The organism is Rhodococcus sp. MEB032, assembly GCF_030208925.1.
In the GTDB taxonomy this organism is placed as follows: Bacteria; Actinomycetota; Actinomycetes; order Mycobacteriales; family Mycobacteriaceae; genus Rhodococcus_F; species Rhodococcus_F qingshengii.
In genome coordinates this window covers 67,940-88,783 of sequence record NZ_JARVSY010000012.1, presented here as the reverse complement: position 1 = coordinate 88,783, position 20,844 = coordinate 67,940, and the positions used below count along the sequence as shown (strand labels likewise).

Sequence of the window (20,844 nt, the reverse complement as noted above, 5' to 3'; positions counted from 1 at the left end):
GCCTCTCGGTAAATGGGAGCTGTCAGCGTCCCGTGAAGGTGGGGGACCGCTTGTCGAGGAATGACTGAAGTCCCTCAGCAGCGTCGTCCGTCTTGATCAGGTCGAGCACTGCCTCGAATTCGAGATCCAGCGCTTGATCGAGCGGCAACGACATGCCCTCGTCGACAATGCGTTTGATCATTCCGATGGTGGCAGTGGGTTTCGTCGCGAGTTCGCGTGCGAGGTCAGCGCAATGCGCATCGAGGTCGGCGTCCGCAACGACGGTGTCGACCAGGCCGATATCGAGTGCATGCTCGGCGCTGAGGCGCTTGCCTTCGATCATGAGCACTTTGGCTCGGTGAGCCCCGATGAGGCGTGGAAGTCGCTGGCTGCCACCGGCACCCGGAAAAAGCCCAAGTCCGATCTCGGGGAAGCCGATGGTCGCCGACTGCGCCATGATGCGGAAGTCGCAGGCCAACGTCAGTTCTGCTCCGCCGCCGAGTGCGTGCCCGTTGATCTTCGCGACGACTGGTTTGGGAGCCGACTCGAGGATCCGCTGTACGTCGACCCACGGGCGCATCGCGCGCTGAGTTTCTTCCGTCAGCTCGCGCATCACGGTGATGTCCGCACCGGCGACGAAGAACCGTCCAGTGCCCGTCACGACAATGACGCGGACGGTCTGGTCCGACGCGAGTACCGGCAGTATCTCCAGAAGCTCGGCGATCATGCTGGGGTTGAATGCGTTGGCTGGAGGTTTGTCGATAGTCACGGTGGCAATCGAGTCTGTGACGTCGACGGTGACGAAGTTGTAGGTCTGGCCGGTCTGTCTCGTCAAGTGAGCTCCTGTCAGCGGGTTGGCGGGGTAAACCGGTCGAGCCGGGGGATGTGTAGTGGGAAGTATGGTGGGGACCCTCACGCGGCGGTACCGCTCGGGTTCGGTCAGTAGACCAATGCGGATGCTGATCGCGTAGGAACTTTCTTCGCTGTGATCACGGCGATATTTGCTCCTGTGACAGGATTGAGCCCGTGACTTCTGCAGTACCGACACCGCCCGAGCCCGTCGTCGACAAGCGTCCCGAGTCGATTTTCACGATAGGGACCAGGCTCGAGGACCGGCTCGGACGAACCGGAACCATCCACACACCGCACGGCGATATCGCGACGCCGTCGTTCGTGGCCGTCGGAACCAAGGCCACGGTCAAGGCCGTGCTGCCCGAGTCCATGAAGGAACTCGGTGCGCAGTCGTTGCTCGCCAATGCGTACCACCTGTACTTGCAGCCGGGACCCGACATCGTCGACGAGGCCGGCGGGCTGGGCAAGTTCATGAACTGGGACGGGCCCACCTTCACCGACAGCGGTGGCTTCCAAGTCATGTCGCTTGGTGTCGGGTTCAAGAAGGTGCTCGCGATGGAGGCCGTCGGTGTGCAGTCCGACGACGTCATCGCGAAGGGCAAGGAGCGTCTCGCGACAGTCGACGACGAGGGCGTGACGTTCAAATCGCACCTCGACGGCAGTAAGCATCGCTTCACCCCCGAGGTGTCGATGCAGATCCAGCATCAGCTCGGCGCCGACATCATGTTCGCGTTCGACGAGCTCACAACGCTGCTCAACACCCGCGGCTACCAGGAGCGATCGGTCGAGCGCACGCAGGCGTGGGCGATCCGCTGTATCAATGAACACGAGAAGCTCACCGCCGAACGCGCTGACAAGCCCTATCAGGCTCTCTTCGGCGTGATCCAAGGCGCGCAGTACGAAGATCTGCGACGTCAAGCCTGCCGCGGACTCGAGTCGATCGAAGGCGAGAACGGATACGGCTTCGACGGCTACGGCATCGGCGGCGCCCTCGAGAAGCAGAACCTCGGAACGATCGTGCGTTGGTGTAACGAGGAACTACCCGAGAACAAGCCGCGTCATATGCTCGGCATCAGTGAACCGGACGACTTCTTCGTCGCAATCGAGAACGGTGCGGACACCTTCGACTGCGTCAACCCGTCGCGTGTTGCTCGCAATGCTGCGATTTACGTCCGCTCCGGCAGGTTCAACATCAACACCAGCCGATTCCGTCGTGACTTCACGCCTATCGACGACGAGTGCGACTGCTACACGTGCGCCAATTACACCCGCGCGTACATCCATCACCTGTTCAAGGCGAAGGAAATGCTCGCGTCGACGCTCTGCACCATCCACAACGAGCGATTCACCGTGAAGTTGGTCGACGATATCCGAGCCAGCATCGAAGGTGGGTATTTCCACGACTTCAAGGCGGACATGCTCGGAAAGTTCTACGCGGCGAAGACGCCTGCACCTCAGGCGTAGGTCGGTTCGCGCTTCTTCACGTATGCGATGACGCGGTAGGTGATCGGCATGACCAGAACCTCGACAAGCGTCTTCCACAGGAAGCCGACCAGCACGTAGTTGATGAAGTCTTCCCATGTGCTGATGCCGATGACACCGGCCGCGATGGAACAGAAGATGAGGGTATCGGCGAATTCGCCGACGACGGTCGAGCCGATCAGCCGCGCCCACAGATGCTTCTCCTGCATGCGCTTTTTCATCATGACCAGAACCAGTGAGTTCAGTAGCTGTCCGACGAGGTAGGCGGCCAAGCCCGCGACCAGTAGCCGGGGAATGACACCGACCACGGTTTCGAGGGCGGCCTGGTTCTCGTAGAACTCTGCCGACGGGAGTTGCACTGCAATCCAGAAGCACGCAGCGGCAAGAATCAGTGCGCCGAAGCCCAGGTAGATCGCGCGTCGGGTCGCTTTGAAGCCGTAGACCTCGCTGAGCACGTCACCGAGGACGTAGGCGAGCGGGAACAAGAAGAATCCACCATCGGTGATGATGGGCAGAATCTGCAAGGGACCGAGCGAGAAGTCGGAATCCGCAAAGAAGGCGACCCCCTTGGTCGCCGCCACGTTCGAGATCAGCAGCGTTGCGGTGAAGAGCGCGACGATCGTCGGGTAATAACCCCGGCTGACGTGCGCAAATTTGGTTTCGTGGGTCGATTCGTCTTGCTGATCCTGAGCTGTCACGTCCGTCATCCAAGCACCACAAGGCGCTCGGATGCGAGTTGGCGACCGTCCAGTTGCGCAGAACACACCGAAGGCCCTGCGGTTTCACGTGGAACCGCAGGGCCTTCGGTGATGCAAACGAACGGATCAGGCAGCTACATGGCCGCCGGTCAGCACGCGGTATGCGTAGGTGCTGGCGATCAACGCGACGGGCGCCGTCACCAGAAGACCGATTCCACACAGCAGCGCACCGACGATGTTGATACCGATCAGAGCGAGCGCCAGCAGGACCAACGTTCCGACGTTCGACGAGGTCAACGCGTAACTCGATTTGATGCCCGAAATCGCATCCTGATTCTTGTCCACGATGAAGGTCAGCGTGTAGTAGAGCAGGAACGCCGCGATGATGCCGGGAATGATGCAGAGAGCCAAACCGACGTAAGTTGCCACTGCTACCAGGAAACCGCCGAGAACAACTGCGCCGATGTTGGTGAATTGGAAGAAGGTGCCGAAAGCCGGCTTGATTCCATCCAATTCGCTCAACGCTCCACGAAGGAATGCGGCTTGGATGATGTAGCCGACGATAGCGGTGACCAATCCACCCACAATGGACAGCGCGCTGAACTCTGTGTTGGTGTAGTCGAAGCCGTTGAAAGCGCCCTGGATCAGTCCGGCGATCAAGAACGCGATGATCGAGATTCCGATCCAAACCAATGCGTTGTCTTTGAACTTGTTCCAGCCGTAGGTAATTGCCGCACCCACAGAAAGCTGCGGTCCACCGAATCCTGCGCCGTAGTCGTTGGCGGGCGGCGGTGGGAAGTTACCGCCTCCGGGAGGTGGCGGGTATCCACCGGGCGGTGGGTAGTTGCCTCCGGGAGGGGGATAGCTTCCACCCTGCGGAGGCGGCGGATATCCACCTGGCGGCGGGTAATTGCCACCTTGAGGAGGTGGGGGGTATCCACCAGGCGGCGGGTAGCTTCCGCCCTGCGGAGGCCCCGCCGGCGGGGGATAGCTCCCAGGAGGAGGCGTTCCCTGCTGGCCGTAGGGATCCTGGGGCGGGAATTGCTTTCCGTCCTCGGGATTCTGGTTGGGGTCGTGCCCACCGGTTGTCATATGCGCACCTAACCCTTGACTACCTGAGTTCCACCAGCGAGCTCGTCATGCTTGCCCTGCTTGGTGGGGCTGTTGTTGATCGTGACCGCGATGACGATGTAGGCGACCAACGCGAGGATTCCGCCGATGATCGGAATGATCGAGAGCAACGTGAAGGCGTTGCGAATCGCAGACTGCTGGACGGAGGGGCGAGGTGCGCCACCCGGACCGTGTACTGAAAGGCCCAGAATCATCTTTCCCAAAGTCCGACCCTGCGTTACTTCCATTGCGATGAAGTAAGCGAAGGTCAGAATTCCCGAGAACAGTCCCGAGACCAGAATCAAGCTGTCGGAGTCACTGACCAATAGAGCCAGAATCGCGGCGATGACGCCGACGATGATGCCGTCGATGATGCGGGCACCGAGTCGAATCCATAGATCGCCCGGCTGAGCACCCGAAGGCAGCCGGTTTCCTCCGCCGTACGCACCTTGGTCGTTGAACTGCGGAGGCGGCGGGAAGTTTCCGCCCTGGGGCGGCGGCGGGTATCCACCGGGAGGCGGGTAGTTGCTACCCTGAGGGGGCGGGAAGTTTCCGCCCTGCGGGGGCGGGTAGCTTCCGCCTTGCGGGGGGCCTGCGGGAGGGGGGTAACTTCCGGGAGGAGGTGTTCCCTGCTGGCCATATGGATCCTGGGGTGGGAATTGCTTCCCGCCTTCTGGATTCTGGTTGGGGTCGTACCCACCGGTTGTCATGTGTTCCCCTCAGTCGTAAATATCGCGCTCGAGTGTGACAGTGGATATGACCCTACTGGGATCAAAGAGCGATGTGGATGACATCTGCTCACTTGGATTCGGAGGTCACCTGTGGTTTAGGCTGCGTTGTATGACGAGTTCCGGGGGCAACAACGACGATTCTTCGAGCGATTACCAGGCAAAACCTGGGTACGGAGAATTTCCGAGCCTGCCTCCTGAGGGGTACGGCGTGTCCCCGTCCGAAACGCAGTCTTCACCTGAAGTTCCCGGATATACCACTCCCAACGAGCAGTACCCGGGTTATCCACCGCCGTCGTACAACCCGCCCGGTAATAACCCCCAGCCGGGCGGAATCGGTGAACCGAACCCGTACCTGCCGCCGCAGAATTTCGGACCGCAGAATCAGTATCAGCAGAATCAATATCAGCAATCCGGACAATACGGACAAGCTCAATACGGACAGCCTCAGTACGGCCAACCTCCGAACCCGTACGGTCAACCGAATCAATTCGCGGGTGGGTACGCACCGCCGATGCAGCCAGTCGGCACCAATGGTCTCGCAATTGCATCGCTGGTTGTATCGCTTGCGGGTGGTTGCTTCTACAGTCTCGGCGGAATCGTCGGAATCATTCTGGGAATTGTCGCGCTCAATCAGATCAAGCAGACAGGTCAACAGGGGCGCGGGCTTGCGATAGCCGGAATTGCGGTCGGCGCGGCCTTCTTGGCAATTTTTGCCGTGATTCTCGTGGTCGCACTCATAGCGAGTGCATCGTCGTCGTACTGAAGTGTCGTCGTGCTGAAGTGGCGAGCGCTCACACGGGAGTGACGACGGACGACGCAGGAAGTGGCTTGCCGAAGTAATAGCCCTGGCCCATGTCGCAGCCGGCCCGCAAGACGTTGGCTGCGTGTTCCGCGGTTTCGACGCCCTCGGCGATCGAATCAAGCCCGAGCTTCCGAGCGATGTCGGCGATGGACTCCATGACCATAAAGGCACGGTCTCCAGCACGACCCGCTGCGCTGACGGCCCAGGTCAAGGATTGGTCGATCTTGAGAATGTCGAGCGGCAATTCCGACAATGCGGAGAAAGACGCGAAGCCCGCCCCGAAATCATCCAGCGCGATTCGAATTCCCTCGTTGTGCAAGACGTGGAGTGTCTCGGCGGCATGCCGGCCTACGACGCCGAGTTCGGTGACTTCCACGATTATTCTGCTCAGTGGCGTTTGTGAACTGTCGAGCGCTCCGAGGATCTCGTGAGCGGCGTGCGGGGTAGCGAGTTGGCGAGGCGAAAAGTTGACCGCGACCATCATGTGCTCAGGCCACGACGCTGTTTGGGCACAAATCATTTCCAGAGCTTGTAGCCCGATGGGAATGATGAGCCCAGAGGATTCGGCGGAGCGCATGAAATCTTGAGGTTCGATCAACCCTCGCAGCGGATGGCGCCAACGCAAAAGAGCTTCATAGCTGATAATTGCTGACGAGTTCAGATTGACCTGGGGTTGATACAACACCTCGAATTGATGGTCGTCGAGTGCCTCGCGAAGCTCGCGGACCATGCGTATTCCTTTTCGTCCTGAGTCGCCCGTGCCGCACGTGCGTGTCAGCGTGGATGCTGCAAGTGGGTACTGTGGTCGGATTCCAGGTTCAGATCCCGGGCGTGGTTTTGCAGGAACAACTCGCCCGGAATTTCCTTCGCCAGTCTCGACCGTACTTCACTATTCGAGAATTGCCAACGAATAGCTATTGCGGACGGCTTTGTCATATCGGACAATCGTAGTTTTGTTCCGACGAGGCACCGATTGATACGTCACTTACTTCGCCGGGAAAATCCACGGGGTCCGGGGGATCTTGCGAGAGTCGAATCGATCCGCCAATTGGGGTGGTGTGACAACCTCGCCGGGTTCGGCGAGACCGATGCTCGACGCGATCATCGTCAGAACCTGCTCGGCACTGCGTCCGGCCTCGAGTTGATCTGCCAGAGTCACTGCGCCGTCGCGCTTCGCGAGTCGCTTGCCTTCACTGTTCAAGGCAAGAGGAACGTGGGCGTACGACGGTGGTTCGATGTCGAGCAGCTGGGCAAGGTATGCCTGACGTGGAGCCGAGGTCAGGAGGTCGTCGCCGCGAACCACCTGGTCGATGTCCTGTGCACCGTCGTCGACGACAACGGCAAGGTTGTAAGCGGGCACCCCGTCTCCGCGGAGCAGGACGACGTCGTCGACTGGTCCCGTCACCTCGCCGAACAGTTCGTCATGGACGGTGAACGAGTCGATGCCGGCCCGTAGCCTCAGCGCGGGAGATCGGCCACTTGCCGATTTCTCGGCGCGTTCGGCCTCCGAAAGGTTCCGACACGTGCCGGGGTAGGCGCCGTCTGGAGCATGGGGCGCTGACGGTGCCTGCAGGATCTCCTTGCGTGTGCAGAAGCAGGGATAGGTCAGGTCACGCTCGCGCAATTGGTCGATAGCCTTGTGGTACAAGGGAAGACGGTGTGACTGCAATACGACTGGGCTGTCCCACGTGAGGCCGAGCCTGCGCAGATCGTCGAGTTGTCGTTCCATCGCGCCGGGGCGGACACGGTCGAGATCCTCTACCCGAATGAGGAAGTCGCGCCCGCTGGTGCGGGCGAACAGCCAGGCCAGGAGGGCAGTCCGGAGGTTTCCCAGATGGAGATCGCCGGACGGACTCGGCGCGAAGCGTCCTGCTCCTTCCACGTCAGCTGGCGAGCCCGACGGAGGCGAGCGGGTTCTCGGCGTCGTGCAGGGTGAGGCGGATCTGGGTTTCCAAAGCGTGATCGAGGTACTGCGGCGGATACATGGCGGGGCTTCCGAGTGCGTCGAGTGCCAATCCATTGACGGTTGAAAGCAGAAGTGCCGCTCTGGTTTCCGCTTCCGGAGTTCCGATGCCGATCAGAACTGTCGAGATGCCGGTGCGGATTGTGAACAGGGTTGTCCGGCGAATTTCGGAGAGTGACTCACTGGTTGCGGCGCGCACGGCAAACGCGGCGAGCACATGCGCCTCACGCGTGCGTTGCTCGTCGAGGGGCAGGAGTTGCGAGAGCGCCTGGAACAGGGCGGTATGCGGGTCTGCGTCGGCGGACGATTCGGCCAGTCGCGTCAACAATCGATCGACGAGTGTTCGCAGTGCGAATGCGAACATCTCGTCCTTGGTCGAGAAATGATGTTGCACTGCGCCGATCGAGACACCCGCCCGTTTTGCGACCTCGCGAACGCTGGCATTTTCCAGTCCGGATTCCGCGGCGACATCGAACAATGCCGCCGCAAGCAGGTCTGGACTCGTGGAGGATTTTCGGCGTTCCGGCATACCGCGACATTACATGCGTATGGAAGTAATGCCCACGTCAGGGGTGCTTTTTCACGCCTTCCGGCCGAGGAAGGCAAGGAGTTTCGTCGCTTTGTCAGCGTTGTCCGGAACCTGTATTTCCGGGCCACACACACCGCTCATGCGGATCGACTCGCCCAGGCCCGCGGCGATCTCCGACACCCACTCCACGTCCGCGTCTCGCATCGTCGTATCGGTGCCGGTTGCGGCCGCGAGGTCCCAACCGTGGATGACCAGATCGAAACACAAGAACCCCTCGACCGTGGCCCCGAGGTTGGTCCTGCCGAAGTGTCCGTCGTATTCCAGGGTGGACTTTGCCGGATCGTCCAGAATTTCCTGCATCGAATTGCGGACGGCCGCCCAGGCTGCCGACGGGTCGTCGTCGACCGACGGACCGGGTGCCAATTCCAGGCCGACTACCTTGACCATGTCTCGTTCGCTGTCGAGCACGTGTCTCACCACGTCGCGGGCGGTCCAGCCCTCGCAGGGGGAATCGTCGTCCCAGCGGTCGGCGGGTACGGCGTCGATCCGGGCCGTGAATCCGGCAGCCAGATCCCGATAACGCTGGGCGGGGGAGATCTCTGTTGAAGTCATGACAACAATCCTTCACCGCCACAGCGCATCGTGATTGATTATTTCGGACATTCACTCGATCTCCGGGGCTTCCGCCCAGATGTCCATCGGTACGACCCCGGCACTCTTGCCCTCGTCGTCGAGAAGTCGGCCCACCCTCTTCATCGATCGCAGCACCACTGACCTGTTCAGCACCACCAGGCCCGGTGCCTCTTGTGCGAGTTGTACTTCGGTAATGGGAGTTTCGCGAAGGGAGTGTGCGGCGATCGCGAGCAGTGTGTTGGCGCGTCCACCGGATATCCGCATGCACACCCGCGTTCCCGGCACTCGCTCCACCAGGGCACGAATCGTCGACCGGTCCGTGGGATCGACATATCCCCACACCCAGGTCACGAGGGGCCAGCCGGACAGTGGCAGAGACACGTCGCAGCGGAACACGATCTGGTTGCGCGACGTCAATTCGGCAAGTCGCCGCCTGACCGTACTTTCGCTGAGGCCGGTACCGACCGTGAGCTCGGCAATCGAGGATCGACCGTCCTCACCCAGTTTCAATATCAATTGGCGGTCGACAGCGTCGAACGTCTTCCCGTGATGGCGCTGATCCGTCGGCGCGTATTTGTATCGCACAGGCCGGTCTGTCATCGTCGCTCGCTGCGCGGCATCGAGTACCTGCAATTTCCAGTCGTCTCCGATCGCGAAGACCTCGGTGACGAGGTGTGCACGCGAACTGACGATCCCGGGTACCGACGCGAGCGACCGAAGCAGGAAGCGCGACAGGAAAGCCATGTCTCTGACCTCGACGAGAAGTGTCAAGTCGCCTGGGCCGCTTGTGTGTTCGACGCTCAGTACGTGCGGCCAGCGGGCAAGTCGTTCTGCAATCGTCAACGCGTTCGAAGTCGTGCAGTCGACTTCGACGAAAGCCAGACACGACTCCGGACGGCCATGGCCGGTTGCCCTGGCAGAGACCCAGGCGGTGCCGGAATCCTGTAACCGCTGCCAGCGGCGAGCTACGGTAACCGGATCCACTTTGAGCGCGTCGCCAACCGTGCGCCACGACGCTCGCGGGTCGAGTTGCAGGCAATTGATCAGGGCGAGGTCGACGTCGTCCAGTACGGCGGAATCCTGCGTTTCTTCGATCATGGTGCAAGTATCGTGCATCTTCACTGTGTCTGGGATCACTTCACTCATGCTCGAAGGGCAGAACGCGGTGGCGAGTGCCCACCGCGTTCATGCTGTGAAGGGAGAAACCAGATGTCATCGACCACGTTGCCCGCTGTTCCGACAGAGAGAAGCCTCGAGTGGGTGCAACGCCTCATCGGAATCGATACGACGAGTGCCGTGAGCAATCGACCGTTGATCGATCTCATTGCGGCGGAACTACGTCGCCATGGGGTCGAGCCGGTACTTGTTGCCGATGACGAGGGAACGAAGCTCAACTTGTTGGCAACGTTCACTCCTCCTGACGGAAGTACTGCCGGCGGTGTGATGTTCTCCGGCCATACAGACGTAGTGCCGGTTGACGATCAAGACTGGAGTAGCGAGCCTTTCACGCCCGACGTTCGCGACGGAAGCCTGTACGGACGTGGCACGTGCGACATGAAGTCGTTCATCGGGATCGTCGTCGCTGCGATCCCCGACATCGTTGCTCGGCCGCTGGCGAAGCCGATTCACTTTGCATTCTCCTACGACGAGGAAGTCGGCTGCATCGGTGCGGCCGGGTTGGTCGAGGAGGTTGTTTCCCGGAACCTGCGCCCTGATGTGTGCGTCGTCGGAGAGCCGTCGGAGATGCGGGTCATTCGCGCACACAAGTCGATGAACGTCATACGTGTTGATCTGCATGGTGTTTCGGCGCACTCGTCGCTTACTCCGCAAGGAGTCAACGCGATCGAATACGGCGCGGAGTTGATTCGATTCGTCAGAAGCGCGGCCGACGAGCTCCGTGCGTCCGGCCCGTACGACGACGCATTCGACGTGGCCTGGACGACGTGTTCGGTCAATCTCGTATCCGGCGGGATCGCAGTGAACACTGTCCCCGAGGATTGCTCCATCACTTTCGAATTCAGGAGCATCAGCTCAGCTGGCGCCGCAGATTTGCTCGAACGCTTTGCCGCCGAGGCGAATCGGATCGAAAACCTGATGCAGGAAGAAAACCCGTCAGCCTCCCTGACGATGCACGTGTCGGCCTCGGTTCCTCCCCTGGAGACGGATGCGAATGCTTCGGCGGCCGCACTGGTCGAACAATGGGGTGGTCGGGCCTCGGACGAAAAGGTCGCGTACGCCACCGAGGCCGGGATGTTCGCGACTATCGGTATCCCCACTGTCGTGTGTGGGCCGGGAAGCATCACTCAGGCGCATGCACCTGACGAGTACGTGACACTTGACCAATTGGCACAGTGCGAGCAGTTCGTTCGGAACGTCATCGCTCACGCCCGCGCCTGACCCACCCTGACCCCCTAAGGAAAACCATGTCCACGGCAACTACGCCAACCTCCGGAACAGTCACCCCGGAACGCCTGGCCGCTGCTCGCAAGGCGGTGATCAGCAGTTCGCTCGGCGCCGCGCTCGAATGGTTCGACGTCATCGTCTACGCATCATTCGCAGTGGTGATCGCCCATAATTTCTTTCCCGGCGGCGACAACACGCTCGGTTTGATACTGACGTTCGCGACGTTTGCGATCTCGTACGTCATCCGGCCGCTTGGCGGGATGGTTCTCGGTAGCTACGCCGATCGTCGCGGGCGCAAGAACGCCTTGACGTTGACGATGATGCTGATGATGATCGGCACGCTCATCATGGCCGTGGCGCCGACGACCTCGATGATCGGACCGTGGGCCGGCGTCGTCATCCTTGTCTCGCGTCTCATTCAAGGATTCTCCGCCGGCGGTGAATTCGGTACTGCTACAACCTTCCTCGTGGAGACTGCGCCACACAAGAAGGCGTTCTACTCTTCCTGGCAAGTTGCCAGCCAGGGTGCCTCGGTTTTCCTGGCATCGCTGTTCGGATACGTGCTCAACACCCACCTTTCGCATGAAGCGCTCTACTCGTGGGGCTGGCGCGTTCCGTTCTTCTTCGGCATCATCGTCGGGCCGGTCGGACTCTACATCCGTGCCAAGCTTGACGAAACGGACGATTTCAAGACGAGCGTCCCGGAAAAGGCTCCGCTGAAGACGACGCTGACCAGGCATCTCGGCCGGGTGCTGACCGGGGCCGCCGTAGTGGGCGTCGCGACGATCTCGATCTATCTCATCTTGTACATGCCGACGTTTGCCGTGAAGAACCTCGGAGTATCCGCCTCGGCCGGCTATCTCGGCGGCATCGTCGCCGGACTGGTCACCTTGTTCACCGTGCCGTTGATCGGTCATCTAGCAGACCGGGTCGGACCGGCGAGAGTTATGACCTGGGCCGCCGTTGCGGCAATCGTCTTGGCCTGGCCGCTTTTCAAATTGATGGTCGATCACCCGTCGACTCTGACCCTCGTCCTGGTTGTTTCGGTCCTGGGTGTCATCATGGCGTTTGCCTTCGGTCCCTTGCCCGCCCTGATGAGTTCGCTGTTCCCGGCAGAGATCCGGGCTACCGGAATGTCATTGTCGTACAACCTCGGAGTGACTTTGCTCGGCGGAATCGCGCCGTTGGTCTTGACCTGGTTGATCAGTACAACAGGCTCGCTCGACGCCCCGAGTTACTACTACATGACCGTCGCAGTTCTTTCCCTCGGTGGGCTGTGGTCGGCAAGGACGCTTTTCAGCCAGAAGTGACGGCGGGGGAGCGCGGTCGGGATTACGCGACCGCGTCTCCCTCCGCCAGCGCGACAACGGTATCCGACCCGTGCCAGTCGGGGGCTTGGGTGCGGAGTAGAGCCGCCGGGGTCAGCGACGAGATCCGGCGGCATTCACGGGTCAAGTGGGCCTGATCGCTGAATCCGCAGTGCGCTGCGGATTCAGCGAGTCCCAGCGCGGGTCGACTGCGAGCGAGCGCCATGAAGCGCTGGAGGCGCAGGATCGAGCGCAGCGTTGCCGGGCCGTATCCGAAGGCGTCGTTGCATCGACGTTGGAGTTGGCGCGAAGTCAGTGCCGCCGCGTCGGCGAGAGAGCTGACATTCCACGAATGTTCGGACAGTGCGGTGCGAACGTGGTTGATCACCGGATCGTGACGGAAACTCGAACTTACCCAACTCCGAACAGCGCTTTCGAGGATGGAGACCTGTTCGTGGTCTTCGGAATTTTCCAAGCGGTTCAACAGTATTCGTTCCGTGCGTGCGTCGGTTACATCGCTGAGATCGGCGCGAGAATCCCGAAGCTCGGACGCCGAGGTTCGCAACATCGGCGATGCCGATCCAGGGCGGAATCGAACACCCACGGAGCGTGTTCCGGGCGGAAGAGTGAATGACCATGCAGCGGTTTCGGGGCCACAGACGCGTATGCCGACGCCGCGTATCCACAGCACGTCCATGCAAGCATCGGGCACGAGGAGGTGTTCTCCTTCTGCGCACGCCGTCCAGCCACACACCAGGATGTCGGAGAGATCCGGGGCGACCGATTGTGGTGTGTACCAACCCATGACAAGAGCTTATCGAGCGGCACCGACACGAAGGCGACTTCAGTCGACCGGGCCGAAGCGGTATCCGAATCCCCTGATGGTTTTGATGTACTTCGGTTTCGCGGGATCGGATTCGAGTTTGGACCGCAGGCTGAGAATGGTTGCATCGACTACACGCGTCCTTTCGTGGTCGGAACCCCACACGTTTCGGATCAGGTGATCACGTGAGTACACGCGCCCAGGCTCGGTCGACAGCTCCAGGAGCACCCGCCATTCTGTCCGGCTGAGGACCAGCAGCTTTCCGCCCATCGTCGCCGTCATCGCACGTCGATCGAGGAGCAGGTCACCGTGACGTTGGTGTTTGCCGGGGGCGGGATGTGCGGTTTCACGAAGGATTGCGGTGACCCGAAGATCGAGCGCGTGAGAATCGATCGGGTTCAGCACAAAGTCCGAGACAGCGCGATGTGGTGCTTCGTCGATGTCCTCGTAGGTATCCACCAGCATCATGATCGGCATCGAACTACGCAAGCGGATCTGCCGTGCGATCTCGTAGCCGTCGATGTCCGGCAACAGGAGATCGATCACGGCGATATCGAAACTGTCGGTGTCCAGGTCATCGAGTAGGCGGCGCCCGGTGCGGACGAGCTGTATCTGGTGCCCGAAATGTATTAATTCGGTACCGAGTGTCTGGGCAAGCTCCGAACGGTCGGTAGCTGCAAGTATCAAGCTCATGTGAAATCCTCCCCCCGAAGGTGTTACTAGTCGTAACAGCTTGCATTCTGGCAGATCATCGACCGCGGGACCAGACATAGGGCGGCCGATCGGAAGTCGAGGGGACCGGGGGCGTTCGTCGCTAGACTTCTTTCATGGGCACTCTGTTCGCGTTGACGCTGCCAGGCTTGCTCGTGCTGCTGGTCCTGTTCGCTTTCGCCGAGACTCTCTGGAACCGGCTCACCGGCGGCCGGGCACTGCCGTGGACTCGGGGACGTACGACTCGTCCGGTCTCGGCCGCGGGCTTCGAAGAGGTTGCTGCCCTGTTTCAGGGGTCCAAGCATCATGAATTCGAACAGCGTCAGAGCGCATTGATGCATCGTGAGGACGGAACGGACGGTGACCCGCCGTGGGTGTCTGTCGATCCGGAAGCTAACAAGGTCGTTCTCCGTCGACGGAGTTGACAGTCGGGTTCAGGCCCAGTGGCTGGGGTGGGTCAGTGAATCGGGAAGTGTGGTAGCCGAATCGCCGATCGCCCCGTTGATCTGGAACTGAGTGAGAAAGATACTGCCGCGGAGTTTTGCGCCGCGAATGTCGGTGCCGCGTAAGTCTGCACCGATCAGATCGGCTCGATCGAGTTCGCAGTCGCGGAGGTCTGCACCGATCAGGTAACTCCCGCGAAAGTTGGCCCCACGTAGATCGGAACCACGAAATTTGGCGCCGATGAGGTCTGCGCCGCGATGGTCGAGTTTTCGGCCCTTCTTGCCTGAGATCGGTGAGCGCACAAGGTTACTCGTCTGCAAGAGCAGTGTGTTGACTGCCGCTCGGTGTGCTGAGACGTCGACGGCTTGAATCTGCGAAGGCGTGCCGTTGGTCAGGCTTTCCGTCTCCGCGAGTGCAGCGTCGAGTTCCTTTCGTATCGAGTGGGTTTGCTTCAGCGAGCGGGCTTCGGCGAGATACCAGAGCAGTTCGTGCAACTGGCGTACGACAGGGAAGGTTTCGAACATGTCCGACGCGGTCTCCGGGACATCACGCCAGCTGATGCCGTCGTAGGTCTGCTGTGAAACCTTCTGTCCCGCACCGAAACAGTCGTAGACGGTGCAACCGGTGAAGCCCTTCTTTCGCAATCCGGTGTGAATGCCGCAACCGAAATCCTCCTGCAGGTTCTTGCAGGGGTCGCCGGCATTCTTGTTGGTCGCGAAGTCGGACGACTTGGAAAAGGGGAGTGCGACGCAGCATAGACCGAAGCAACTGCTGCAATCTGCGAGCAGATTGGTCTGGCCGGCAATCACGCGTACTCCCGATGGTTGGGTTGGACGGAAAGTCTGTCCTCGGGTTTGTGAGTCTGTCAAACGAAATTGCGTGGTTCGGCAGCAAGAAGTCCAGCGGCTCCGAGGTCGTATCCCGCGCAAATTGCGGGGTACCAATCCGGCAGACGTGATTCTGGACCACGCTCGTGAAGTAGGTCGAAAATCGGGTGGACGGCCCAGCTCGCCTAGCCCATCTGCGACCTGGCGAAAATCACTCCCCATCCAGATCGAGGAGCGATACCCCCCGTGCCGTGAGCCGGAAGCGCAGCGGTCTCTTCGTAACCGTCTCAATGATCCCGGCATCGTCCAGGCGCTGAAGTCGCGGGCGGGCGAACTGGCTGGATCGACCCACCACCTCGACCAGGGTGTTCAACTTGATGGCGCGGTTCGCCTCGAAGCAGTGGGCCTGACCCAGGGTGAACAGGACTGCGCCGATGTGGTTGCTATCAACCGGCGGCGTCGACTCGCGATCGAGTCCCAAGTTCAGCGGAAATTCCTCATCCTCCACCAGAACGCGGATACGCGCCTCGAGTGTGTCGATCTTATGCCGCCTCTCGGAGAGGTCGAGCAGCAGTCGATGTTGCCCCTCGGCGATGATCTCCAGCATATCGATCAGGTAGGGCGTCAGATCTCCGCGGTTCAATGGATTCTCCGCGTCAGAGAATGCTTTGTAGTAACGATCCTTGTTGTCGGCGACGGTCGCCGACAATGCCAGGCTCGCATACGGAGCCAACACCTGTCGAAGGTCCAGCGCGAGAAGGTAGCGTCCGGTTCGGCCGTTGCCGTCGTAGAACGGGTGCGTGTACTCGAAGATGAAGTGCGCGACCACTGCCCTGATCAGTCGTGGAATCGAGTCGTCGCCCCCCTGGCTCAGCATGAGGGTCAGCGCGTCGTCGATCGCTGACTCGGGTACCACACCGGTGTGCACGACCTTGATTCCTGACGTGATCGATACTGGCCCTTGCCGGAACCGCTTCCCATCGGGGGCGTCCTCGTCGCGAATCTCGCCCCGAGTTACCGCGTCGTAGACGTCTCGGATGTCGTCGAGCGTCTGCGGACTCTCGGCCTGGTCGTTGCCGATATTGAGATAGAGCCGCACCATCTCGGCGAACCGCTTGTTCGCGAGGGGTTGCTCCGCCCACACCATCTCGATTGCCTCGCTGATCTCCTTCCGGGTTGAGCGGACCTGTTCGATCTCGTTCGTTGCCTGGATCTCGTCGATCACCATGCGATGCAGGTAGTGGGTGCGCGCGAGGGCAGGCAGCCCGTTCCACTCAGCCCGGATCTTCGGCTCGAAGCTCATGATCCGTTCGATCAGCGCTGCGACTTCGGGTGTCATCAGTGCGAACGTCGAGTGTTCGCCGATCAGTAGGTCCCAGTGGACGGCGGCGGGAGAATCGCGTCGCGCTCGCTCCTCAGCATCGGCACCAGCACGATCTCGTTGGTGAAAGATCGATTTCAACGTCCTGTACGCCATCTGGTCTCTCCCTGTATCCACGCTATATTGCCGCCTTGCTTTCCATGCCTATCTTATCCAGAATGGGATCTGGATAAATAAGACTTGCGGCGCGGGTGTCATTTCATGACCAACGCGGGCTGCAGGAGCAGATGTGGCCATAGCTTCCCGAATCGGGTTCGGGCCATCGGCGGGCCACTCGAAATCACGCAGCAGCATTCCGATTCGGCGCGCTGCGGGATCGAAACCACCACGAGTCGGCAGACCGTCTGAGCTCGCAGAACATCGAGCTGAACCGAGACCCTGTTGCATTACTCGTTGCATGAGGACAGAAAAGAACCCCTGTGAACCGCTTCTCAGCAGTTCACAGGGGTTCCTTTGGCGGAGGATAGGGGATTTGAACCCCTGAGGGCGTTAACCCAACCCGCGTTCCAGGCGAGCGCCATAGGCCACTAGGCGAATCCTCCGTGGAGCAGCATACCCAATTGCGGGCGCGAAGCGTTAAACGGGTACCTGACCTGCGAAGAACCGGTGGAACTCGAGGTTTGCATCTCGGCCCCGGTAGGTGGTGTGCAGCGGCCGGCGAAAGCCGTCTACACTGTTCATTGGATCCCGCGCGGCGCGCATCCTGTGAACTCCCCCAGGGCCGGAAGGCAGCAAGGGTCAACGGGCTCTGCCGGGTGCGCGGGGTCCTCTATTTTTTCACATACCCGACCCCGCCTCGTCGGTGAAAGGCCGCTCCGGATGCCTATCCAAACCCAGATCGGGTTGATGAGCCATGAAGAACTCACCTCCGAGCATGAGAGCCAGAGCGCGAAGTACACGCAGCTCCAGGCGCAGAAGCTCGCACTCGATCTGACCCGCGGTAAGCCTTCCCCGGAACAACTCGACCTTTCCGCAGAGCTGCTGACGCTGCCCGGCGACGGTGATTTCCGTGACGGAAGCGGCACCGACTGCCGTAACTACGGCGGACTCACCGGTCTGCCGGAACTGCGCGCCATCTTCGGCGAGCTGCTGGGTATCCCCGTTGCGAACCTTCTCGCCGGAAACAACGCGAGCCTCGAGATCATGCACGACAACGTCGTGTTCTCACTGCTTCATGGCACACCGGATTCGGCCCGGCCGTGGGCACAGGAAGAGAAGATCAAGTTTCTCTGCCCGGCACCGGGCTACGACCGCCACTTCGCGATCACCGAGTCCCTCGGCATCGAGATGATCGCGGTGCCGATGAACCACGACGGCCCGGATGTCGTCAAGATCGCCGAACTTGTTGCGTCAGATCCGCAGATCAAGGGCATGTGGGCGGTTCCGGTTTACGCGAACCCCACCGGTGCCGTGTACTCCGAAGAAATTGTCCGTACGCTCGCGTCGATGCCGACGGCCGCGCCCGACTTCCGCCTGTACTGGGACAACGCGTACGCCGTACATCCGCTTGTCGGCGAGACTGCGCCTTCCTACGACATTCTCTCGATGGCAGCGGAGGCCGGACACCCCAACCGTCCGCTCGTGTTCGCGTCGACGTCCAAGATCACTTTCGCCGGCGCTGGTGTGAGCTTCTTCGGTAGCTCGGCGGAAAACCTTGCCTGGTACCAGAAGTTCCTGGGCAAGAAGAGCATCGGACCGGACAAGGTCAATCAGCTTCGCCACCTGCGTTTCTTCGGCAATGCCGACGGCGTTCGTGCGCACATGGAGAAGCATCGCGCGTTCCTCGCGCCCAAGTTCGAGCTCGTACTGCGGATCCTCGAGGATCGTCTCGGTGCATCGAAGGTCGCGTCTTGGACCGAGCCGAAGGGCGGATACTTCATCAGCCTCGACGTGGTCGACGGCACGGCCAAGCGGGTCATCGAACTGGCGAAGAACGCGGGTATCGCGCTCACCGCTGCCGGGTCGGCTTTCCCGTACAGCACGGATCCGGATGACCGGAACATCCGGTTGGCCCCGAGCTTCCCGTCCAAGGCTGAACTCGAAGTTGCCATGGACGGCGTGGCTACGTGTGTTCTGCTCGCAGCTACCGAATCGCGTCTCTCCGAGATCTGAGTTCTCGAAGCGGCGTGCCCGGTCGGTACTTTTCGGTCTCGTCTTGTACCGTTCGGAGCATCAATTCCCGACATAGGGTGTAAATCCCGGAGGTTGTAGTGACGGGCGCGATCAACGCTTCGGATGGGCCTTCTTTCGAGGCGCACACCGCGAAATCAGAGTCGGTCATCGAAGCTGACATACCGCGACGCACCCTCCGTGTCGGTGTTCTCGGATTCTCTGCACTCGGTGTTCTGGCAGTCGCGTCCGTGCTGATGGTTCTTTTCGCCGTGCCGATGAATACGCGGTACTGGGGGATCTTCGAAAATTTCCTCGATCTCGACGTCTACCGCCACGGCGGCAGCGTTGTGGTTCAGGGCCTTCCATTGTACGACGGGCCAGTCCTGGACGGAATGATGTTCACGTACACCCCGTTTGCGGCTTTGCTGTTCACGGTGTGGGCGGTGCTCTCGTTCAAACAGGCGATTGTCGTGTGGACGGGTTTGAACATCGCTGCGTTGTTCGCAGTGATCGTGTTGTGCTGGAAGTATCTCGGTTATCGGCTCGACGTGAAGGCGTACGCCGTGAGTGCGTTGGCGACGACGATCTTTCTGTTCATGGAACCGATACGTACGACGCTCTGGCTCGGGCAGATCAACATCTTCCTGCTGCTCTTGATCGTGTGGGACCTCGGTCGGGACGAGAAGAGTCGGCTCCGAGGAATCGGGGCAGGCATCGCCGCCGGCGTGAAGCTCACTCCGGCCTTCTTCTGGGCGTACCTCTTCATCACTCGTCAATGGCGTGCGTTGGTGACGGCCGTCGTGACGTTCGCTGCGACCGTTGCGATCGGCTTCGTCGTGATCTACAACGATGCGTACAAGTACTGGACCGGCACTCTTGTCGACAGCGAACGCGTCGGACCGACGGATGCTCCGAGCAACCAGTCCGTGTCCGGTCTGATCGCTCAGCTCACTCACACTCCGACGCCGTCGCGGGTCCTGGTCCTAGTCTTCAGTGCGCTGGCGGTATGCCTCGGACTCGGTGCCGCGTGGATTGCTCACCGGCACGGCCAGAAATTGCTCGGCCTCACCATGACGGGGTTGACTGCGACCACTGTCTCGCCGTTCTCGTGGGGCCATCACTGGGTGTGGTTCGTCCCGCTGGTCGTCCTCGCCGCGCACTACGCGATGGTGTCGAAGAAGCGCTGGGCGTGGGTGGCGCCGTTCGTTTTCCTGCTCCCGGTCTTGAACTGGTCTCACACCTGGTGGGACCCGTCGGTCATTCCGGGTACGGATCGCTTCATCGGAATGGGCCTGTTCATGTTCGTGCCGCCCGAGTATCTGCGGATTCCGACCGTCGGCGTCTACCTCTGGGTCTTCACGCTTGCCGCGGTCTCGACGGTGGTTCTGTTCGGCTGGAAGAAGTGGAAGATTCCGGCCCCGGATGCGTCGGCGCCGGTCACAACTGCCGCCTGACGTGGCAGTATCGGACTCATGGCACTTCAACTGAACCTTGTCGGTGACCCCGAAGCTGATGCCCTCCTGGCCGAGGACCCGTTGGCGTTGTTGATCGGAATGCTTCTCGATCAACAGGTTCCGATGGAAACGGCCTTCCTCGGTCCGAAGAAGCTGGCGGATCGGCTCAGCGGTATCGACGTCAGGCGTATCGCCGACATGGACACCGACGAGTTCATCGCCGTCTGTGCCGAGCCTCCGGCTGTGCACCGATTCCCCAAGTCGATGGGCGAGCGTATCCAGCTCATGTGCCAGTTCATCGTCGAGAACTACGACGGCGACACCGCGGCGATCTGGACTTCGGGAAATCCCGACGGCAAGGAAGTACTGAAGCGGCTCAAAGCCCTACCCGGTTACGGGGATCAGAAAGCCCGGATCTTCCTGGCGTTGCTCGGAAAACAGATCGGCGTCGAGCCGAAAGGTTGGCGCCAAGCGGCCGGCGACTACGGGCTCGAAGGTTCGAGGCGCTCGATTGCAGACGTGGTCGACGAACAGTCTTTGCTCGAGGTCCGCGAGTTCAAGAAGGCCGCAAAGGCAGCAGCGAAGGCCGACAAGAAGTAAGCC

The 20,844-nt window shown here is 60.8% G+C and carries 21 protein-coding genes, 1 tRNA gene and 1 other RNA gene; 9 read left to right on the top strand and 14 right to left on the bottom strand.

Features of this window, described 5'->3' with window-relative positions:
- Nucleotides 1-22: 22 nt before the first annotated feature.
- Nucleotides 23-814 (bottom strand): enoyl-CoA hydratase/isomerase family protein, encoded by a 792-nt coding sequence (locus tag QRN54_RS14810; RefSeq protein WP_020723626.1) that lies wholly within the window; start codon nt 812-814, stop codon nt 23-25.
- Nucleotides 815-1,005: 191 nt separating this feature from the next.
- On the opposite strand from QRN54_RS14810, the gene tgt reads away from it, so the two are divergent.
- Entirely contained in the window at nt 1,006-2,295 is a 1,290-nt protein-coding gene (gene tgt, locus QRN54_RS14805; RefSeq protein WP_030535742.1) for a tRNA guanosine(34) transglycosylase Tgt, read from the top strand.
- Here tgt and QRN54_RS14800 read toward each other — a convergent pair.
- The 3 genes from QRN54_RS14800 to QRN54_RS33605 all read right to left on the bottom strand — a co-directional run bounded on the left by QRN54_RS14800 (nt 2,286) and on the right by QRN54_RS33605 (nt 4,831).
- Nucleotides 2,286-3,020, bottom strand: coding sequence for a queuosine precursor transporter (locus QRN54_RS14800; RefSeq protein ID WP_030535741.1), 735 nt, complete (start codon nt 3,018-3,020; stop codon nt 2,286-2,288). The genes tgt and QRN54_RS14800 overlap by 10 nt on opposite strands.
- 117 nt (nt 3,021-3,137) lie before the next feature.
- The gene (locus tag QRN54_RS14795) at nt 3,138-4,103 is read right to left on the bottom strand and encodes a DUF2189 domain-containing protein (protein WP_223304518.1); all 966 of its coding nucleotides are present in this window, start codon (nt 4,101-4,103) and stop codon (nt 3,138-3,140) included.
- An 8-nt stretch (nt 4,104-4,111) separates the two neighbouring features.
- Nucleotides 4,112-4,831, bottom strand: coding sequence for an RDD family protein (locus QRN54_RS33605; protein ID WP_350318874.1), 720 nt, complete (start codon nt 4,829-4,831; stop codon nt 4,112-4,114).
- 130 nt (nt 4,832-4,961) lie between these two features.
- On the opposite strand from QRN54_RS33605, the gene QRN54_RS14785 reads away from it, so the two are divergent.
- Complete coding sequence (locus QRN54_RS14785; protein WP_047271551.1) at nt 4,962-5,615, top strand: DUF4190 domain-containing protein; 654 nt, start codon at nt 4,962-4,964, stop codon at nt 5,613-5,615.
- A 28-nt stretch (nt 5,616-5,643) separates the two neighbouring features.
- Here the strand turns inward: QRN54_RS14785 and QRN54_RS14780 are convergent, their stop codons facing one another.
- The 5 genes from QRN54_RS14780 to QRN54_RS14760 form a co-directional block, all read right to left on the bottom strand.
- Nucleotides 5,644-6,384 carry an EAL domain-containing protein gene (locus tag QRN54_RS14780; protein WP_003943863.1) on the bottom strand — a complete coding sequence of 247 codons (741 nt, stop codon included), beginning with the start codon at nt 6,382-6,384 and terminating at the stop codon, nt 5,644-5,646.
- A 255-nt stretch (nt 6,385-6,639) separates the two neighbouring features.
- Nucleotides 6,640-7,536 carry a tRNA glutamyl-Q(34) synthetase GluQRS gene (gene gluQRS, locus QRN54_RS14775; protein WP_285182340.1) on the bottom strand — a complete coding sequence of 299 codons (897 nt, stop codon included), beginning with the start codon at nt 7,534-7,536 and terminating at the stop codon, nt 6,640-6,642.
- Nucleotide 7,537: 1 nt separating this feature from the next.
- Nucleotides 7,538-8,146: a TetR/AcrR family transcriptional regulator gene (locus tag QRN54_RS14770; protein ID WP_019746515.1), complete on the bottom strand. Its 609-nt coding sequence runs from the start codon at nt 8,144-8,146 to the stop codon at nt 7,538-7,540.
- A 51-nt stretch (nt 8,147-8,197) separates the two neighbouring features.
- A complete protein-coding gene (locus QRN54_RS14765; protein ID WP_050656464.1) occupies nt 8,198-8,758 on the bottom strand; it encodes a TIGR03086 family metal-binding protein in 561 nt (186 codons plus the stop codon).
- A gap of 51 nt (nt 8,759-8,809) precedes the next feature.
- On the bottom strand, nt 8,810-9,877 hold the full coding sequence (locus tag QRN54_RS14760; protein WP_064073653.1) for an Lrp/AsnC family transcriptional regulator: 1,068 nt from the start codon (nt 9,875-9,877) through the stop codon (nt 8,810-8,812).
- 111 nt (nt 9,878-9,988) lie between these two features.
- Between QRN54_RS14760 and argE the strand changes: the two genes are divergently transcribed.
- Nucleotides 9,989-11,176, top strand: a complete 1,188-nt coding sequence (gene argE, locus QRN54_RS14755) for an acetylornithine deacetylase (protein ID WP_285182339.1) — start codon at nt 9,989-9,991, stop codon at nt 11,174-11,176.
- Nucleotides 11,177-11,202: 26 nt separating this feature from the next.
- Nucleotides 11,203-12,492 carry an MFS transporter gene (locus QRN54_RS14750; RefSeq protein WP_054188622.1) on the top strand — a complete coding sequence of 430 codons (1,290 nt, stop codon included), beginning with the start codon at nt 11,203-11,205 and terminating at the stop codon, nt 12,490-12,492.
- Nucleotides 12,493-12,514: 22 nt separating this feature from the next.
- Here the strand turns inward: QRN54_RS14750 and QRN54_RS14745 are convergent, their stop codons facing one another.
- Together QRN54_RS14745 and QRN54_RS14740 are read right to left on the bottom strand one after the other, a co-directional pair.
- Nucleotides 12,515-13,294 carry a helix-turn-helix domain-containing protein gene (locus QRN54_RS14745; protein ID WP_003943809.1) on the bottom strand — a complete coding sequence of 260 codons (780 nt, stop codon included), beginning with the start codon at nt 13,292-13,294 and terminating at the stop codon, nt 12,515-12,517.
- A 39-nt stretch (nt 13,295-13,333) separates the two neighbouring features.
- A complete protein-coding gene (locus tag QRN54_RS14740) occupies nt 13,334-14,005 on the bottom strand; it encodes a response regulator transcription factor (RefSeq protein WP_007731581.1) in 672 nt (223 codons plus the stop codon).
- A 134-nt stretch (nt 14,006-14,139) separates the two neighbouring features.
- Here QRN54_RS14740 and QRN54_RS14735 point away from each other — a divergent pair, with 134 nt between their 5' ends.
- On the top strand, nt 14,140-14,448 hold the full coding sequence (locus tag QRN54_RS14735) for a DUF6191 domain-containing protein (RefSeq protein ID WP_007731580.1): 309 nt from the start codon (nt 14,140-14,142) through the stop codon (nt 14,446-14,448).
- Nucleotides 14,449-14,457: 9 nt separating this feature from the next.
- On the opposite strand, the gene QRN54_RS14730 is transcribed toward QRN54_RS14735, so the two are convergent.
- From QRN54_RS14730 to QRN54_RS14720, 3 genes are all read right to left on the bottom strand, one after another.
- Nucleotides 14,458-15,276, bottom strand: a complete 819-nt coding sequence (locus QRN54_RS14730) for a pentapeptide repeat-containing protein (RefSeq protein ID WP_054188621.1) — start codon at nt 15,274-15,276, stop codon at nt 14,458-14,460.
- 229 nt (nt 15,277-15,505) lie between these two features.
- On the bottom strand, nt 15,506-16,771 hold the full coding sequence (locus tag QRN54_RS14725; RefSeq protein WP_054188620.1) for a Fic family protein: 1,266 nt from the start codon (nt 16,769-16,771) through the stop codon (nt 15,506-15,508).
- A gap of 358 nt (nt 16,772-17,129) precedes the next feature.
- Nucleotides 17,130-17,217, bottom strand: a tRNA-Ser gene (locus QRN54_RS14720).
- Between the two features lie 136 nt (nt 17,218-17,353).
- Here QRN54_RS14720 and ffs point away from each other — a divergent pair.
- From ffs to QRN54_RS14700, 4 genes are all read left to right on the top strand, one after another.
- Nucleotides 17,354-17,453: signal recognition particle sRNA small type (ffs, locus tag QRN54_RS14715), an RNA gene on the top strand.
- A 41-nt stretch (nt 17,454-17,494) separates the two neighbouring features.
- Nucleotides 17,495-18,787 (top strand): aspartate aminotransferase type Ic, encoded by a 1,293-nt coding sequence (locus QRN54_RS14710; RefSeq protein WP_003943985.1) that lies wholly within the window; start codon nt 17,495-17,497, stop codon nt 18,785-18,787.
- A gap of 98 nt (nt 18,788-18,885) precedes the next feature.
- Nucleotides 18,886-20,241: a glycosyltransferase 87 family protein gene (locus QRN54_RS14705; protein WP_285182338.1), complete on the top strand. Its 1,356-nt coding sequence runs from the start codon at nt 18,886-18,888 to the stop codon at nt 20,239-20,241.
- A gap of 18 nt (nt 20,242-20,259) precedes the next feature.
- Nucleotides 20,260-20,841: an HhH-GPD-type base excision DNA repair protein gene (locus tag QRN54_RS14700; RefSeq protein WP_003943868.1), complete on the top strand. Its 582-nt coding sequence runs from the start codon at nt 20,260-20,262 to the stop codon at nt 20,839-20,841.
- Nucleotides 20,842-20,844 lie beyond the last annotated feature (3 nt).